This window comes from Pantoea sp. SGAir0430 (genome assembly GCF_043549295.1).
In genome coordinates, this window is sequence record NZ_CP039427.1 from 2677280 (window position 1) to 2694808 (window position 17529).

12 protein-coding genes and 4 tRNA genes are annotated in these 17529 nt (G+C 54.0%); 2 read left to right on the forward strand and 14 right to left on the reverse strand.

The annotated features are described in order from the left end of the window. Positions 1 to 144 precede the first annotated feature (144 nt). Positions 145 to 1554 (reverse strand): aminotransferase-like domain-containing protein, encoded by a 1410-nt coding sequence (locus E7738_RS12730; RefSeq protein WP_394515686.1) that lies wholly within the window; start codon positions 1552 to 1554, stop codon positions 145 to 147. A 175-nt stretch (positions 1555 to 1729) separates the two neighbouring features. Between E7738_RS12730 and E7738_RS12735 the strand changes: the two genes are divergently transcribed. Then, positions 1730 to 1915 carry a DUF1127 domain-containing protein gene (locus E7738_RS12735; RefSeq protein WP_058769981.1) on the forward strand — a complete coding sequence of 62 codons (186 nt, stop codon included), beginning with the start codon at positions 1730 to 1732 and terminating at the stop codon, positions 1913 to 1915. Positions 1916 to 1981: 66 nt separating this feature from the next. Here E7738_RS12735 and rpoC read toward each other — a convergent pair whose 3' ends face one another. The 13 genes from rpoC to E7738_RS12800 all read right to left on the reverse strand — a co-directional run bounded on the left by rpoC (position 1982) and on the right by E7738_RS12800 (position 16155). Continuing rightward, a complete protein-coding gene (rpoC, locus tag E7738_RS12740) occupies positions 1982 to 6205 on the reverse strand; it encodes a DNA-directed RNA polymerase subunit beta' (protein ID WP_058758899.1) in 4224 nt (1407 codons plus the stop codon). Between the two features lie 72 nt (positions 6206 to 6277). Next, a complete protein-coding gene (gene rpoB / locus E7738_RS12745) occupies positions 6278 to 10306 on the reverse strand; it encodes a DNA-directed RNA polymerase subunit beta (protein WP_021508205.1) in 4029 nt (1342 codons plus the stop codon). A 326-nt stretch (positions 10307 to 10632) separates the two neighbouring features. Continuing rightward, a complete protein-coding gene (rplL, locus tag E7738_RS12750; protein ID WP_021508206.1) occupies positions 10633 to 10998 on the reverse strand; it encodes a 50S ribosomal protein L7/L12 in 366 nt (121 codons plus the stop codon). Positions 10999 to 11064: 66 nt separating this feature from the next. After that, the gene (rplJ, locus tag E7738_RS12755) at positions 11065 to 11562 is read right to left on the reverse strand and encodes a 50S ribosomal protein L10 (protein WP_021508207.1); all 498 of its coding nucleotides are present in this window, start codon (positions 11560 to 11562) and stop codon (positions 11065 to 11067) included. Positions 11563 to 11909: 347 nt separating this feature from the next. Beyond that, positions 11910 to 12614, reverse strand: coding sequence for a 50S ribosomal protein L1 (rplA, locus tag E7738_RS12760; protein WP_021508208.1), 705 nt, complete (start codon positions 12612 to 12614; stop codon positions 11910 to 11912). A 3-nt stretch (positions 12615 to 12617) separates the two neighbouring features. Next, entirely contained in the window at positions 12618 to 13046 is a 429-nt protein-coding gene (gene rplK, locus E7738_RS12765; RefSeq protein ID WP_013507401.1) for a 50S ribosomal protein L11, read from the reverse strand. 147 nt (positions 13047 to 13193) lie between these two features. After that, entirely contained in the window at positions 13194 to 13739 is a 546-nt protein-coding gene (nusG, locus tag E7738_RS12770) for a transcription termination/antitermination protein NusG (protein ID WP_010616908.1), read from the reverse strand. 1 nt (position 13740) lies between these two features. Further along, positions 13741 to 14124 carry a preprotein translocase subunit SecE gene (secE, locus tag E7738_RS12775; protein ID WP_021508209.1) on the reverse strand — a complete coding sequence of 128 codons (384 nt, stop codon included), beginning with the start codon at positions 14122 to 14124 and terminating at the stop codon, positions 13741 to 13743. A gap of 227 nt (positions 14125 to 14351) precedes the next feature. Beyond that, complete coding sequence (gene tuf, locus E7738_RS12780) at positions 14352 to 15536, reverse strand: elongation factor Tu (RefSeq protein WP_022547082.1); 1185 nt, start codon at positions 15534 to 15536, stop codon at positions 14352 to 14354. A 106-nt stretch (positions 15537 to 15642) separates the two neighbouring features. Then, positions 15643 to 15718 (reverse strand) — tRNA-Thr (locus E7738_RS12785). 5 nt (positions 15719 to 15723) lie between these two features. Further along, a tRNA-Gly gene (locus tag E7738_RS12790) sits at positions 15724 to 15798 on the reverse strand. A 189-nt stretch (positions 15799 to 15987) separates the two neighbouring features. Further along, positions 15988 to 16072 (reverse strand) — tRNA-Tyr (locus E7738_RS12795). A 7-nt stretch (positions 16073 to 16079) separates the two neighbouring features. After that, positions 16080 to 16155, reverse strand: a tRNA-Thr gene (locus tag E7738_RS12800). Between the two features lie 396 nt (positions 16156 to 16551). Between E7738_RS12800 and coaA the strand changes: the two genes are divergently transcribed. After that, the gene (gene coaA / locus E7738_RS12805) at positions 16552 to 17502 is read left to right on the forward strand and encodes a type I pantothenate kinase (RefSeq protein ID WP_058759911.1); all 951 of its coding nucleotides are present in this window, start codon (positions 16552 to 16554) and stop codon (positions 17500 to 17502) included. Positions 17503 to 17529 lie beyond the last annotated feature (27 nt).

The window sequence follows — 17529 nt, forward strand, 5'->3', positions numbered from 1 at the left end:
GCGACCGGGGACAATCGCTAAAGTGAGCCTGCCCGCTGTCGCTTGCAGCGGGCCAGGGCTGGCTTCCCCGACTCTCTGTCCGGCCCTGCCTTTCCACCGTTATTCTGTCAGGGAGGTAGTATGGCGCGTTTCCGCACTGCAGGCCTACATGGCACGCTCCACGGCTGCGCCGAGGCTGGCAATCGCCTGCTCGGTTTGCTCATTCATTGGCAGACCATAATTGAGGCGCAGGCAGTTGCGATATTTACCCGCCGCCGAAAACAACGAACCGACCGCCACCTGGATTTTCAGCTCCCGCAGTTCCGCATTCAGCCGCACCGCATCGAAGGCTTCCGGCAGCTCAATCCACATCAGGAAACTGCCCTGCGGCCGCGAGACGCAAATACCGCAGGGAAAATAGTGGCGCACCCAGCAGCTAAACGTCTCATAGTTACGCTGATACACATGGCGCATGCGGCGCAAATGCGGCAGGTAATGGCCCTGACGAATAAACTCTGCGACCGCATACTGCGGCTGCGTTGCCGTCGAACCGGTGCCAATATATTTCATGTGCAGTACGCGATCGCGATAGCGTCCCGGCGCGACCCAGCCCACGCGCAAGCCGGGCGCCAGGGTTTTGGAAAACGAGCTGCACAGCAGCACGCGGCCATCCATATCCAGCGATTTGATGGTGATCGGACGCGGATACTCCCACGCCAGCTCGCCGTAAACATCATCTTCAATGATCGCCGCGTCAAAGCGCTGCGCCAGCGTCAGCAGCGCGCGCTTACGCGCTTCCGGCATGATAAATCCAAGCGGATTATTACAGTTGGGTACCACCACCACCGCTTTGATTGGCCACTGCTCAAACGCCAGCTCCAGCGCCTCAAGACTGATCCCGCTGACCGCATCGGTAGGGATTTCAATGGCGCGGATGCCCAGACCGCGCAGTGTCTGCATGGTGCCGTGAAACGCTGGCGACTCGACGGCAATGATATCGCCTGGCTCGCACACGGCGCGAATCGACACCGACAGCGCTTCATGGCAACCGGTAGTGATGACAATATCTTCCGCCGTCAGCTGACAGCCGCTGTCAATTGTCAGCCGCGCAATCTGCTCGCGCAGCGCTGCCACGCCGAGCAGGCTGTCGTAGTTGAGCTGATCAATGTCCTGCTTCTGCGCCATGCGGCCCATGATTTTCCACAGCGGCTTGAGCGTCGGCTGGGTCAGGTCCGGCATGCCGCTGCCCAGCTGCAGCACGTCGCCATTAATGCGGCTGCTCAGCAGCTCCAGCACCGATTCCCACTGGGTGATCTCAACCGGACGCTGTACGGGTCGGGTCATCGCGGGCACCGGCGGCGTGGCTTTACGGGTAGCGACAAAATAGCCGGAACGCGGCTGCGGCACGATAAGCTGCTTCTCTTCCAGCAGATGATAAGCCTGCTGCACGGTGCTGATGCTGACACCGTGCTCAATGCTGAGCGTACGCACCGAGGGCAAGCGTTCGCCGCTGCGATACAGCCCCTGCTCAATACGGTCTGAAAGCAGACAGGCCAGATGTTGATAGCGCGTCATTGTGTGCCTCGCTGCGTTAACGGTGATCAAAAATCAGTACAGATGACGCCTATTTCTACCATTCAGATCGGTACGGGCGCAATCTGTATGTTAAAGATAAGTGATTTTTGAATCTGTATTGCATTCGCCATCAGAGGGAAAATGTTGTTCAGACATCATACTGAGGGCTGGGATTATGGAATTCGATCAGAACCGGGCGGCAAAACCGTTCAGCGTGACCTTACTCGATATCTTCCGTGGCGGCGTGCGCGCAATCAAACGCTGGCAGGCCAGGCGGGAAACGCGGGAGATTCTTTCGCACCTGAGTGATGCGCAGCTACGTGACATCGGGCTGACGCGTCAGGATATCAATCAGAAATAACGCGGTTTTCAGACGAAAAAAAACCCTGCCGAGGCAGGGTTTTTTCATGGTCAGCAGAGCAGACGATTATTCGTCGTCGCTACCGCCCAGACCGGCGTTCAGCAGCTCAGCGAGGCTGGCAGAGGCTTCATCCGCAGTCACCTGCGGTGCAACCGGTGCTTCACCCGCCTGACGGCGACGCATACGATCCTGGTGGTAAGCATAACCGGTACCGGCCGGGATCAGACGACCCACGATAACGTTCTCTTTCAGGCCGCGCAGTTCGTCGCGCTTGCCGGCTACCGCTGCTTCGGTCAGGACACGGGTGGTCTCCTGGAACGATGCCGCAGAGATGAACGATTCGGTTGCCAGCGAGGCTTTGGTGATACCCAGCAGGTCACGCATGTACGTCGCGCCGATTTTGCCGTTCGCTTCCAGATCGCGGTTGGAGATCTTGATACGAGAGACTTCCGCCTGCTCGCCTTCCAGGAACTCCGAGCTACCCGCGTTCAGGATGGTTGCTTTACGCAGCATCTGACGCACGATGACTTCGATGTGCTTATCGTTAATCTTAACGCCCTGCAGGCGGTAAACTTCCTGCACTTCGTTAGTGATGTAACGGGTCACAGCATGGACGCCACGCAGACGCAGGATGTCGTGCGGAGACTCTGGGCCGTCGGATACGACGTCACCACGTTCTACACGTTCACCTTCGAATACGTTGAGCTGACGCCATTTCGGAATCATCTCTTCATACGGATCGCTACCGTCAACCGGGGTGATCACCAGACGACGCTTGCCTTTGGTCTCTTTACCGAAGGAGATGATACCGCTGATCTCCGCCAGGATAGCTGGCTCTTTCGGACGACGCGCTTCGAACAGGTCGGCAACGCGCGGCAGACCACCGGTGATGTCCTTGGTACCGCCAGATTCCTGCGGAACACGCGCCAGGGTATCACCCGAGCTGATCTTCACGCCATCTTCCAGCTGCACAATCGCTTTACCTGGCAGGAAGTACTGTGCCGGCATGTCGGTGCCCGGGATCAGTACATCGTTGCCGTTGGCATCAACGATTTTCAGTGCCGGACGCAGGTCTTTACCGCCCGCAGTTCGCTCTGCAGAATCCAGTACCACCAGCGATGACAGACCGGTGAGGTCGTCAGTCTGACGGGTAATGGTCTGACCGTCGATCATGTCGGTGAAGCGGATGAAACCGCCCACTTCGGTGATAACCGGCATGGTGTGTGGATCCCAGTTTGCAACGGTTTCGCCCGCGGCAACCTGCTCGCCATCACCTTTCGCCATGACCGCACCGTAAGGCACTTTATAGCTCTCTTTGGTACGACCGAACTCGTCGATCATCTTCAGCTCAACGTTACGCGAGACGATAACCAGTTTCCCGGAGGAGTTGGTTACTGACTTGGCGTTGGTCAGCTTGATAGTACCTTTATTCTTCACCTGAATGCTGGATTCAGCTGCCGCACGCGATGCCGCACCACCGATGTGGAAGGTACGCATGGTCAGCTGGGTACCCGGCTCACCGATGGACTGTGCTGCGATAACGCCGATGGCCTCACCTTTGTTGATGATGTGACCACGTGCCAGATCGCGACCGTAGCAGTGTGCACACACACCGAAGTCGGTTTCACAGCTCACCACGGAACGCACTTTAATCGCGTCCACGGAGTTCAGTTCAACCACGTCACACCAGTGCTCATCGATCAGGGTGTTACGCGGGATCAGGATGTCCGCAGTGCCCGGCTTCAGCACGTCTTCTGCCGTCACACGACCCAGTACACGCTCACGCAGCGGCTCTTTAACGTCGCCACCTTCAATGACCGGGGTCATCATGATGCCTTCGAATGTGCCACAGTCGTCTTCGGTGACCACCAGGTCCTGCGCCACGTCAACCAGACGACGGGTCAGGTAACCGGAGTTCGCCGTTTTCAGTGCGGTATCGGCCAGACCTTTACGCGCACCGTGGGTCGAGATGAAGTACTGGAGTACGTTCAGACCTTCACGGAAGTTCGCGGTGATCGGCGTCTCGATGATGGAGCCATCTGGCTTCGCCATCAGACCACGCATACCTGCCAGCTGACGAATCTGTGCCGCAGAACCACGCGCACCGGAGTCGGCCATCATGTAGATGCTGTTGAACGAAACCTGCTGCTCTTCTTCGCCGTGACGGTTGATCACGGTTTCGGTCTGCAGGTTATCCATCATCGCTTTGGATACGCGTTCGTTAGCCGCAGCCCAGATATCGATGACTTTGTTGTAACGTTCGCCCGCGGTAACCAGACCAGACTGGAACTGCTCCTGGATCTCGGCCACTTCCGCTTCGGCTTCTGCAATGATTTCTGCTTTCTTGGCAGGAATCACCATGTCGTCGATACCGACTGAGGCACCTGAACGGGCTGCATAGGCAAAGCCGGTGTACATGGTCTGGTCAGCAAAGATAACGGTCGGCTTCAGGCCCAGGATGCGGTAACAGGTGTTCAGCATCTTAGAAATCGCTTTCTTACCCAGCGCCTGGTTGACGATGGAGTAAGGCAGACCTTTCGGTACGATCATCCACAGGATCGCACGACCAATGGTGGTGTCGATCAGGCTGGTTTTCGCAACGAGTTCTTCCTGCTCATTTTTGCTGTATTCAGTGATACGCACTTTAACGCGTGCATGCAGCTCGGCCTGGCCAGCGCGGTAAACACGCTCAGCTTCTTTCGGGCCGGTCAGTACCATGCCTTCGCCTTTGGCGTTCACTTTGTCACGGGTCATGTAGTACAGACCCAGAACAACGTCCTGTGAAGGAACGATGATTGGCTCGCCGTTCGCTGGAGACAGAATGTTGTTGGTAGACATCATCAGCGCACGCGCTTCCAGCTGGGCTTCCAGCGTCAGCGGTACGTGAACAGCCATCTGGTCACCATCGAAGTCGGCGTTATACGCCGCACACACCAGCGGGTGCAGCTGGATCGCTTTACCTTCGATCAGAACCGGTTCAAACGCCTGGATACCCAGACGGTGCAGGGTTGGTGCACGGTTCAGCAGTACCGGGTGTTCGCGAATCACTTCATCCAGGATATCCCAGACCACCGCTTCTTCGCGCTCAACCATTTTCTTGGCCGCTTTAATGGTGGTCGCGAGGCCACGCAGTTCCAGCTTGCCGTAGATGAACGGTTTGAACAGTTCCAGTGCCATTTTCTTCGGCAGACCGCACTGATGCAGACGCAGGTATGGACCGACGGTGATAACCGAACGACCGGAGTAGTCAACACGTTTACCCAGCAGGTTCTGACGGAAACGACCCTGCTTACCTTTGATCATGTCGGCCAAAGATTTCAGAGGACGTTTGTTAGAGCCGGTGATGGCACGACCGCGACGGCCGTTATCCAGCAGGGCATCTACCGCTTCCTGCAGCATACGTTTTTCGTTACGTACGATGATATCTGGCGCAGCCAGATCCAGCAGACGCTTCAGACGGTTGTTACGGTTGATCACGCGACGATACAGATCGTTCAGATCCGACGTAGCGAAACGACCGCCGTCCAGCGGTACCAGCGGACGCAGATCTGGCGGCAGCACCGGCAGAACGGTCAGGATCATCCACTCTGGCTTGTTGCCAGACTGCACGAACGCTTCCAGCAGCTTGATACGCTTGGTCAGCTTTTTACGTTTGGTCTCAGAGTTGGTTTCGTTCAGCTCTTCACGCAGCTGCTCGCACTCCTGCTCCAGATCCATATTTTTCAGCAGCGCCTGGATAGCTTCCGCACCCATCTTCGCGTCGAATTCGTCACCGAACTCTTCCAGCGCGTCAAGGTACTGCTCTTCAGTCAGAATCTGACGTTTTTCCAGGTTGGTCATGCCGCCTTCGACCACAACATAAGATTCGAAGTACAGCACGCGCTCGATATCACGCAGCGGCATATCCAGCAGCAAACCGATGCGGGATGGCAGTGATTTCAGGAACCAGATGTGCGCGGTCGGCGAAGCCAGCTCGATGTGGCCCATACGCTCACGACGCACTTTGGTCTGCGTGACTTCAACGCCACACTTCTCACAGATCACGCCACGGTGTTTCAGACGCTTGTACTTACCGCACAGGCATTCGTAATCTTTTACCGGTCCGAAAATACGGGCACAGAAAAGACCGTCACGCTCCGGCTTGAAGGTACGGTAGTTAATGGTTTCCGGCTTTTTAACTTCACCGAAAGACCAGGAACGGATCATGTCTGGCGAGGCCAGCGCAATTTTGATCGCATCAAACTCTTCGGTTTTAGTTTGCGCTTTCAGAAACTTAAGTAAGTCTTTCACGGATTAGCTCCCGTCGGAGTGGAACTCTCAGGGACGCGCCAGGCGCGTCCCATAACCAGTACTTGCGAGTGCTTACTCGTCTTCCAGCTCGATGTTGATACCCAGCGAGCGAATCTCTTTCAACAGTACGTTGAAGGATTCCGGCATGCCCGGTTCCATCTGATGGTTGCCGTCAACGATGTTTTTATACATCTTGGTACGGCCGTTGACGTCATCAGACTTAACGGTAAGCATTTCCTGCAGGGTATACGCGGCACCGTATGCTTCCAGTGCCCACACTTCCATCTCACCGAAGCGCTGACCACCGAACTGCGCCTTACCACCCAGCGGCTGCTGCGTAACCAGGCTGTAAGAGCCGGTAGAACGGGCGTGCATCTTGTCGTCGACCAGGTGGTTCAGTTTCAGCATGTACATGTAACCTACGGTTACCTGACGCTCAAACTGCTCACCGGTACGGCCGTCGAACAGGGTGATCTGACCGGAAGAAGGCAGACCGCCGAGCTGCAGCAGCTCTTTGATTTCGCTCTCTTTCGCACCGTCGAACACTGGCGTCGCGATTGGCATACCTTTTTTCAGGTTCTCTGCCAGACGCAGCACTTCATCGTCCGAGAAGGTGTTCAGGTCAACTTTCTGACGCACATCGGTGCCCAGATCGTAAGCACGCTGGATAAACTCACGCAGTTTGGCGACTTCTTCCTGCTTCTTCAGCATCGCATTGATCTTCTCACCAATGCCTTTCGCCGCCATACCCAGGTGGGTTTCCAGAATCTGACCGATGTTCATACGCGATGGTACGCCCAGCGGGTTCAGTACGATGTCGACCGGCGTACCGTTCTCATCGTATGGCATGTCTTCGATTGGGTTGATCTTGGAGATAACACCTTTGTTACCGTGACGACCCGCCATTTTGTCACCAGGCTGAATCTGACGCTTAACGGCCAGATACACCTTGACGATTTTCAGCACGCCCGGTGCCAGATCGTCGCCCTGGGTGATCTTGCGACGCTTCGCTTCGAGTTTCTTCTCAAACTCGTGCTTCAGCTCGTCATACTGCTCAGCCAGCTGCTCCAGCGCGTTCTGCTTCTCTTCGTCGGTCAGACCGAGTTCCAGCCAGCGCTCACGTGGCAGCTTGTCCAGTTTCTCCGCTTCCACGCCACCTGAAATCAGGACGGCCTGGATACGGCTGAACAGGCCCGCTTCGAGGATCTGCAGTTCTTCAGACAGGTCTTTTTTCGCCTGCTTCAGCTGCATCTCTTCGATTTCCAGCGCGCGCTTGTCTTTTTCCACGCCATCGCGGGTGAAGACCTGTACGTCGATAACCGTACCGGAAACGCCGTTCGGCACGCGCAGTGACGAGTCTTTCACGTCAGAGGCTTTTTCACCGAAGATTGCACGCAGCAGTTTCTCTTCTGGCGTCAGCTGGGTTTCACCTTTCGGCGTCACCTTGCCTACCAGAATGTCGCCACCGGTCACTTCCGCACCGATATACACGATGCCGGATTCATCCAGTTTGGAGAGCGCAGCTTCACCCACGTTCGGGATGTCAGCGGTGATCTCTTCCGGCCCCAGTTTGGTGTCACGCGACACGCAAGCCAGTTCCTGAATGTGGATGGTGGTGAAACGGTCTTCCTGTACGACACGCTCAGAAACGAGGATGGAGTCTTCGAAGTTGTAACCGTTCCATGGCATGAACGCCACGCGCATGTTCTGACCCAGCGCCAGCTCACCGAGGTCGGTAGACGGGCCGTCAGCCAGCACGTCGCCACGCTCGATAGGTTCACCCAGAGAAACACACGGCATCTGGTTGATGCAGGTGTTCTGGTTAGAACGGGTGTACTTGGTCAGGTTGTAGATGTCGATACCTGCTTCGCCCGGATACATCTCGTCTTCGTTAACTTTGATAACGATACGTGACGCATCGACGTACTGCACGGTACCACCACGTTTCGCGACGGCAGTTACACCGGAGTCGACCGCAACAGCACGTTCCATACCGGTACCAACCAGCGGCTTGTCAGCACGCAGGGTAGGTACAGCCTGACGTTGCATGTTCGCACCCATCAGGGCGCGGTTAGCATCATCGTGCTCCAGGAATGGAATCAGGGACGCACCGACAGAAACCACCTGCTGAGTGGAAACGTCCATGTAGTCAACCTGATCGCGGCTGAACAGGCTCGATTCACCTTTGCTACGGCAGGTGACGAGATCGTCAACAAAGCTGCCGTCATCGGCGAGGTTGGTGTTCGCCTGAGCGATAACGTAGTTACCCTCTTCGATTGCAGAGAGGTAATGAATTTCATCACTCACTTTACCGTCAACCACGCGGCGGTACGGCGTTTCGAGGAAGCCGTATTCGTTCGTCTGCGCGTAAACAGAGAGTGAGTTGATCAGACCGATGTTCGGACCTTCCGGGGTTTCGATTGGACATACGCGACCGTAGTGAGTCGGGTGTACGTCACGCACTTCGAAGCCGGCGCGTTCACGGGTCAGACCGCCTGGGCCCAGAGCAGAGATACGACGTTTGTGCGTAATCTCAGACAGCGGGTTGTTCTGGTCCATAAACTGGGACAGCTGACTGGAACCAAAGAACTCTTTCACCGCGGCCGAAATTGGCTTGGCGTTGATCATGTCCTGTGGCATCAGCGTGTCGAGGTCGCCCAGAGACAGACGCTCTTTCACAGCACGCTCTACGCGCACCAGGCCAACGCGGAACTGGTTTTCCGCCATTTCGCCGACCGAACGGATACGACGGTTGCCGAGGTGGTCGATATCATCCACTTCGCCAATACCGTTACGGATACCGATGAGCTTCTTCATCACTTCGATGATGTCGTCTTTGCTCAGGATACCGGAACCTTCGATCTCGTCACGCAGCAGAGAACGGTTGAACTTCATGCGGCCAACGGCCGACAGATCGTAACGATCTTCAGAGAAGAACAGGTTCTCGAACAGGTTTTCTGCGGCTTCACGCGTTGGCGGCTCGCCAGGACGCATCATGCGGTAGATCTCAACCAGCGCGCTCAGGCGATCGTTGGTTGGGTCAACGCGCAGCGTCTCAGAAATGTACGGGCCGTGATCCAGGTCGTTGGTGAACAGGGTTTCGATGCGTTTGTGACCGGACTGGCTCAGTTTCGCCAGCAGATCCAGTGACAGCTCCATGTTCGCCGGCACGATCAGCTCACCGGTGTTCAGATCGATGTAATCTTTCGCGACCACTTTGCCCGCGATGTACTCGACCGGCACTTCGATGTGCTGAATGTTGTCTTTTTCCAGCTGACGGATGTGGCGCGCAGTAATGCGACGACCTTTCTCAACGTAGACCGTGCCGTTGGCTTCGATATCGAAGGAGGCGGTTTCACCACGCAGGCGCTCAGGCACCAGTTCCATCTGCAGCTTGTTATCGCGGATTTCAAACACCACTTTTTCGAAGAACAGATCGAGAATCTGCTCAGTGGTGTAATCCAGCGCGCGCAGGATGATACTGGCCGGCAGCTTACGACGACGGTCAATACGGACGAACAGATTGTCTTTCGGGTCAAACTCGAAGTCGAGCCATGAACCGCGGTAAGGGATGATACGTGCGTTATACAGCACTTTACCGGAAGAGTGCGTTTTACCCTTATCGCTGTCAAAGAATACGCCAGGACTACGATGCAGCTGAGAAACGATAACACGCTCAGTACCGTTGATGACAAAGGTACCGTTGTCGGTCATGAGCGGAATTTCGCCCATGTACACTTCTTGTTCTTTGATGTCTTTTACGGTGCCTTCCGGCGCTTCGCGCTCGTAGATCACCAGACGCAGTTTAACGCGCAGCGGTGCGGAGTACGTCACGCCACGGATCTGACATTCTGTCACGTCAAACACCGGCTCACCCAGACGGTAGCTGACATACTGCAACTCAGAGTTGCCGCTGTAGCTCGCGATTGGGAACACGGAACGGAAGGCTGCTTCCAGACCGTACTGGCCTTCTGGATCTTGCTCGATAAACTTCTGGAACGAGTCAAGCTGGATAGAAAGGAGATAAGGCACATCCAGTACTTGTGGACGTTTACCAAAATCCTTACGAATACGTTTTTTCTCGGTATAGGAGTAAACCATAGGGTTCCTCAGCTAGCTGACAAGTCGACCCACGCTGTCCGTCCTGAAGGGACAGTTCATGCAACACTATTTTGTTTTTCATGCGATGCGCGGCACCCCATGCAATACATCTTTCTATCACTCTTAAATCATTTCATCGCCGTTGCGCAGGCAGGGAACCCTCACAGGAAAGCGGTATATTAAGTCGTCGATAGAAAAAGATATTGAAGAGGAACAATGGACAAACAGTGCGAAACGCCATCGTTCCCCTGTAGCGCAAAAAGGCTGGTGACCAAAAAGTCACCAGCCATCAGTCTGTTTACGCAGACTGCAACCCGAGGGTTGTCTTACTTAACTTCAACTTCAGCGCCAGCTTCTTTCAGAGCAGCTTCAAGTGCAGCTGCGTCGTCCTTGCTGATGCCTTCTTTGATTGCAGCTGGAGCAGCTTCAACCAAGTCTTTAGCTTCTTTCAGGCCCAGACCAGTTGCGCCACGAACGGCTTTGATTACAGCAACTTTGTTCGCGCCAGCAGCTTTCAGGATAACGTCGAATTCAGTTTTCTCTTCAACAGCTTCAGCCGGGCCAGCAGCAACAGCGACAGCAGCAGCAGCAGAAACGCCGAATTTTTCTTCCATAGCAGAAACCAGCTCAACTACTTCCATTACGGACATAGCTGCAACGGCTTCCAGGATTTGATCTTTAGTGATAGACATGACAATTGTTCCTAAGAATCAGTAAAAGTTTATACGTTAGCAAGTACGAAGAAAAAGAATCTGGCCTTAAGCCGCTTCTTTCGCGTCGCGAACAGCAGCCAGAGTGCGGACCAGCTTGCCAGCAGCAGCTTCTTTCATGGTCGACATCAGACGTGCCAGTGCTTCTTCGTAAGTCGGCAGCGTTGCCAGACGGTCAATTTGTGCCGCCGGGATCAGCTCACCTTCAAAGGCTGCAGCTTTGACCTCAAAGTTTGCATTCGCTTTCGCGAACTCTTTGAACAGACGAGCAGCAGCGCCCGGGTGTTCCATAGAGTATGCAATCAGGGTCGGACCAACAAACGTGTCTTTCAGGCACTCGAATGGAGTACCTTCAACGACGCGGCGCAGCAGGGTGTTACGAACAACACGCATGTAGACGCCAGCTTCACGACCTGCTTTACGCAGTTCAGTCATTTTATCAACGGTAACGCCACGGGAATCCGCAACAACCGCTGAAAGCGCGCCTTTGGCTACTTCGCTAACTTCAGCAACAATTGCTTGTTTGCCTTGAAGATTTAATGCCATTAGCTTTGCTCCTGGATTTGACCGGGAAAATTTCCCGGAACTCACTTCACTTACACACCCGAAGGCCGTAAGCGCGTTACACGGTGAGCAGAATCCAGTGAAGAAAAAATTCTTTTTGGTTCTGTCACCGTCTACGCAGGATATTAAGCATCACTTCCGAAGAGGTTCTGCTCCTGCGGTCTTGGACGGAGGCCAGGATCAGGCCTGGCTCCAACCTTAGTCGCTGAATGACAAGGTGTTTAGACCTGTGCACTCCGCGACTATGAATTTGGGTTCTGAATTGACGGATCAACCAGAACAACGGGCGTAAGATTCTAGATGAATTTTTCGCCCGTTACAAGCAGCAATTAGTTTGCTGCTGCGTTCAGACCAGCCTGGTCAACGGCAACGCCGGCGCCCATGGTGGTAGAGATGCTGACTTTCTTGATGTACACGCCTTTCGCCTGAGCAGGTTTAGCTTTTTTCAGCGCAACCAGCAGAGATTCCAGGTTTTCTTTCAGTTTGTCAGCATCGAAGTCCACTTTACCAATGGTGGTGTGGATGATGCCGTTTTTGTCGTTACGGTAACGAACCTGACCCGCTTTAGCGTTTTTCACAGCTTCAGCAACGTTAGGAGTTACGGTACCAACTTTCGGGTTTGGCATCAGACCACGTGGGCCCAGAACCTGGCCCAGCTGGCCAACAACGCGCATTGCATCCGGAGAAGCAATAACAACGTCAAAGTTCATTTCGCCTTTCTTGATCTGATCAGCCAGGTCTTCCATACCTACCAGCTCAGCGCCAGCTGCTTTAGCAGCTTCAGCGTTTGCGCCCTGGGTAAAGACGGCAACACGTACTGAACGACCAGTACCGTGTGGCAGAACGGTCGCACCGCGTACGTTCTGGTCAGATTTACGTGCATCGATGCCGAGGTTAACAGCAACGTCCACGCTCTCTACGAATTTAGCGGTAGCCAGTTCTTTCAGCAGAGCAACAGCTTCGTTGATGTCATACTGTTTAGTCGCATCAACTTTGTCACGGATCACGCGCATGCGCTTGGTCAGCTTAGCCATTTCTTAGTCCTCCACTACCAGGCCCATGGAACGAGCAGTACCTTCGATAGAGCGAGTCATCGCTTCTACGTCAGCACCAGTCATGTCCGCAGCTTTGGTTTCTGCGATTTCACGTACCTGAGCACGAGTTACTTTACCGACTTTATCTTTGTTCGGCTTACCAGAACCAGACTTGATGCCTGCTGCTTTTTTCAGCAGAACGGCAGCCGGAGGCGTTTTGGTAACGAAGGTGAAAGAACGGTCGCTGTATACGGTGATAACTACTGGAGTCGGCAGACCTTTTTCCAGTGATTCTGTTTTGGCGTTGAACGCTTTACAGAATTCCATGATGTTAACACCCTGCTGACCCAGAGCCGGACCAACTGGTGGGCTCGGGTTAGCCATACCAGCTGCAACCTGCAGCTTGACGTAGGCTTGTACTTTCTTGGCCATGATATTTCCTCTATTGGGTATAGCGCCTGGCGAACAGGCTCCCCGTGATAACGATTTACACGCTGTTGCCAGCGCATAAAAACAAAAGGCGCGAAATTATAGGTAAATTTCGCGCCTTCCGCAAGAGCTAAAAAGTGAACAAAAGGCTTAGCCTTTCTCCACCTGAGCAAAGTCGAGTTCTACCGGCGTTGCACGGCCGAAGATAGAAACAGAAACCTTCAGGCGGCTCTTCTCGTAATCCACTTCTTCGACCACACCATTGAAGTCGGCAAACGGGCCGTCGTTGACACGCACCATCTCGCCTGGCTCGAACAGCGTTTTCGGACGCGGCTTATCACCCACCTGCTGCAGGCGGTTCATGATCGCATCCACTTCTTTATCACTGATCGGTGCCGGACGGTCAGAGGTACCACCAATGAAGCCCATTACACGCGGTACACTGCGCACTAAGTGCCAGCTGGCGTCATTCATCACCATCTGGACCAGTACGTAACCAGGGAAGAATTTGCGTTCGCTTTTGCGACGCTGGCCGCCACGGATTTCCACGACTTCTTCAGTCGGCACCATGACTTCGCCAAACAGTTCTTCCATGTTGTGCAGTTTGATATGCTCTTGCAGCGACTTGGCTACGCGGGCTTCAAAACCGGAAAACGCCTGAACGACGTACCAGCGTTTTTTTGGAGCTTCAGACATCTCAGAACCTCAGGCCAGTGATAAACGATACCAGACGGACCAGAATACCATCCAGCCCCCACAAAATCAGTGACATCACGGCAGTGACCGCGGCAACGATTAACGTGGTGTGCAATGTTTCCTGGCGAGTTGGCCAGATGACCTTACGCATTTCGGTTCTTGCTTCACGTGCAAAAGCCACGGTTGCTTTGCCTTTGGTGGTCAGCAACGCAATGCCGCCCGCCGCAGCGATCAACACCACGACAGCCAGCGCGCGTAAAGGCAGTGTCACATCGCGATACAGGTAGTTACCGACGATTGCTACCAGCAGCAATGCGATCACAACTACCCACTTTACCGCTTCCAGGCCGCGCCCGCTCCCTTGAGCTTCGGTATTCGCACTCATAAACCAACCTGCCACAATAATTCAGAAACTATTCTGCCCCGCAGAGCGAGGCATCCAAACCGAATGCGCTTTTGGGCATAACTCGGTATCCAGCGCCGTAATACAGAGCCTGTCTCAGCAATGATTATGATCGAAAATCACTGATGAGCCAGGTTCTGGTTAACAGCGTACAAAAAGGGCATCAAATGATGCCCTTTCCGTGTGCATTGCGTCAAATATTATCGCTATTACGCGATAACTTTAGCAACAACGCCCGCGCCAACGGTACGGCCGCCTTCGCGGATTGCGAAGCGCAGACCTTCGTCCATTGCGATTGGATGGATCAGGGTAACAACCATTTTGATGTTGTCGCCTGGCATTACCATCTCAACGCCTTCTGGCAGCTCTACTGAACCGGTTACGTCAGTGGTACGGAAGTAGAACTGTGGACGGTAGCCTTTGAAGAACGGAGTATGACGGCCGCCTTCGTCTTTAGACAGAACGTAAACTTCTGACTCGAACTGGGTGTGTGGCTTGATGGTACCTGGCTTAGCCAGAACCTGACCACGCTGGATCTCTTCACGCTTGATACCGCGCAGCAGAACACCACAGTTCTCGCCTGCCTGACCCTGGTCCAGCAGTTTGCGGAACATTTCAACACCGGTACAGGTAGATTTAGCAGTCGCTTTGATACCCACGATTTCTACTTCGTCGCCCACTTTCACGATGCCGCGCTCAACACGACCGGTAACAACGGTACCACGGCCAGAGATTGAGAATACGTCTTCGATTGGCAGCAGGAACGGCAGGTCGATAGCACGGACTGGATCCGGGATGTAGTTATCCAGGTGCTCAGCCAGCTCAACGATTTTCGCTTCCCACTCAGCGTCGCCTTCCAGCGCTTTCAGCGCAGAACCGCGTACGATTGGGGTATCGTCGCCAGGGAAGTCGTAAGCAGACAGCAGGTCACGCACTTCCATCTCAACCAGTTCCAGCAGCTCTTCGTCATCAACCATGTCGCACTTGTTCAGGAACACGATGATGTAAGGAACGCCAACCTGACGACCCAGCAGGATGTGCTCACGGGTCTGAGGCATTGGGCCATCAGTCGCAGCAACAACCAGGATCGCGCCGTCCATCTGCGCAGCACCGGTGATCATGTTTTTCACATAGTCGGCGTGGCCTGGGCAGTCAACGTGTGCGTAGTGACGGGTCGGGGTTTCATATTCAACGTGAGAGGTGTTGATGGTGATACCACGAGCCTTCTCTTCTGGCGCGTTATCGATCTGATCGAATGCACGCGCCTGGCCGCCGTAGGTTTTAGCCAGAACGGTGGTGATTGCCGCAGTCAGAGTGGTTTTACCGTGGTCGACGTGACCGATGGTGCCCACGTTTACGTGCAGTTTGTTACGTTGAAATTGCTCTTTAGCCATCGCTTGTCCCTCTAAGACACGGATATATCAAAGATATCGTCACATTAACCAGGCAAAACCTGATGTTAGTTTTACAGAGAGAGAATCAGGAGAGAGATAAAGGAAGTGGTGCTGATACCCAGAGTCGAACTGGGGACCTCACCCTTACCAAGGGTGCGCTCTACCAACTGAGCCATATCAGCACATCTGGAGCGGGCAGCGGGAATCGAACCCGCATCATCAGCTTGGAAGGCTGAGGTAATAGCCATTATACGATGCCCGCATCCTGGAACTCGGCTACCTGTTCTTTCTGTAGCTTATGAATAATAAAAGAAGACCTTCTATTATTCGAGCCAGTCAGAGTTTCCGACTGACGGTGATCACGCTACTGCGCAATCTGAATTCGAAGGTGAGAGAGTTGAACTCACCCATCAGATAAGCCTTTATCTGACGCTCAACCGAGAGGTTGAGATGGTGGTGGGAGAAGGATTCGAACCTTCGAAGTCTGTGACGGCAGATTTACAGTCTGCTCCCTTTGGCCGCTCGGGAATCCCACCTACTTGATGGTGCCGGCTACCGGAATCGAACTGGTGACCTACTGATTACAAGTCAGTTGCTCTACCAACTGAGCTAAGCCGGCATCAAGTGACGCGCATTCTAGGAAGACCGGGTTCAGGATGCAACAAAAAAATTGCTAAATTTGCACCACCGCTTACTATTTGTGCAAATCCTCGCAAAATGCCCTGCCAGCGCAGCAAAAAGCAGCAAACATGGTGTGTTTTTCCGCCAGCCCACAGCCTGATTATTCTTTGATACCGCGTTAGCCTCATACTGTGATCATAAAAATGCGGGCCTGCTTACGAAAGCGTGCTCAGGTTTATCATTTTACTTCTTTTTAAAGTCACACTGGTGTTACCCTCCTGCCCATTGTTCTCGTTAAATTACCCCTGTGACGTGCAACTGAGTTCGACACATCGCTGTATGCCTGTTGCTGCAAGGTGTTGATGAGCCAGAATTTGCGGTCAGATGCATGCTTATGAGTAAAAAAACGACGCCACTGACGACGCCCTACCTGCAGTTTGATCGCCAGCAATGGGCTGCGCTGAGAGATTCCGTACCGATGACGCTGGCCGCCAGTGAAATTGAACGGCTGCGCGGTATCAATGAAGATCTTTCGCTGGAAGAAGTTGCCGAGATCTATCTGCCGCTATCACGTCTGCTGAACTTCTATATCAGTTCAAATCTGCGCCGTCAGGCGGTGCTGGAGCAGTTCCTTGGCACCAATGGCCAGAAGATCCCTTACATTATCAGTATTGCCGGCAGTGTCGCCGTCGGTAAAAGCACCACCGCGCGCGTGTTACAGGCGCTGCTTAGCCGCTGGCCCGAGCACCGCAAGGTGGAACTCATCACCACCGATGGCTTTTTGCACCCTAATGCGGTGCTGAAAGAGCGCGGCCTGATGAAAAAGAAAGGCTTCCCGCAGTCGTATGATATGCATCGACTGGTGAAGTTCGTATCCGATTTGAAATCGGGTGCCAGTCAGGTCACCGCACCGGTGTATTCACACCTGATTTACGATGTCATCCCGGATGGCGATAAGGTGGTGCAGCAGCCGGACATCCTGATTCTGGAAGGGCTGAACGTCCTGCAGAGCGGTATGGATTATCCGCACGATCCGCATCATGTATTTGTCTCAGATTTCGTCGACTTTTCAATATATGTCGATGCGCCAGAAAACTTATTAGAGCGCTGGTACGTTAATCGCTTTCTTAAATTCCGCGAAGGTGCCTTCAGCGATCCGGACTCTTATTTCCACCACTATTCTCAGCTGCCTGAAGAGGAAGCAGAGAGTATTGCACGTGGGTTATGGAAAGAAATTAACTGGCTGAATTTAAAAGAAAACATCTTACCTACGCGAGAGCGGGCCAGCCTGATCATGACCAAGTCTGCGGATCATGCCGTGCAAAGCGTGCGGTTACGAAAATAGTATTAAAAACGCCCTGCTTTATCAGGG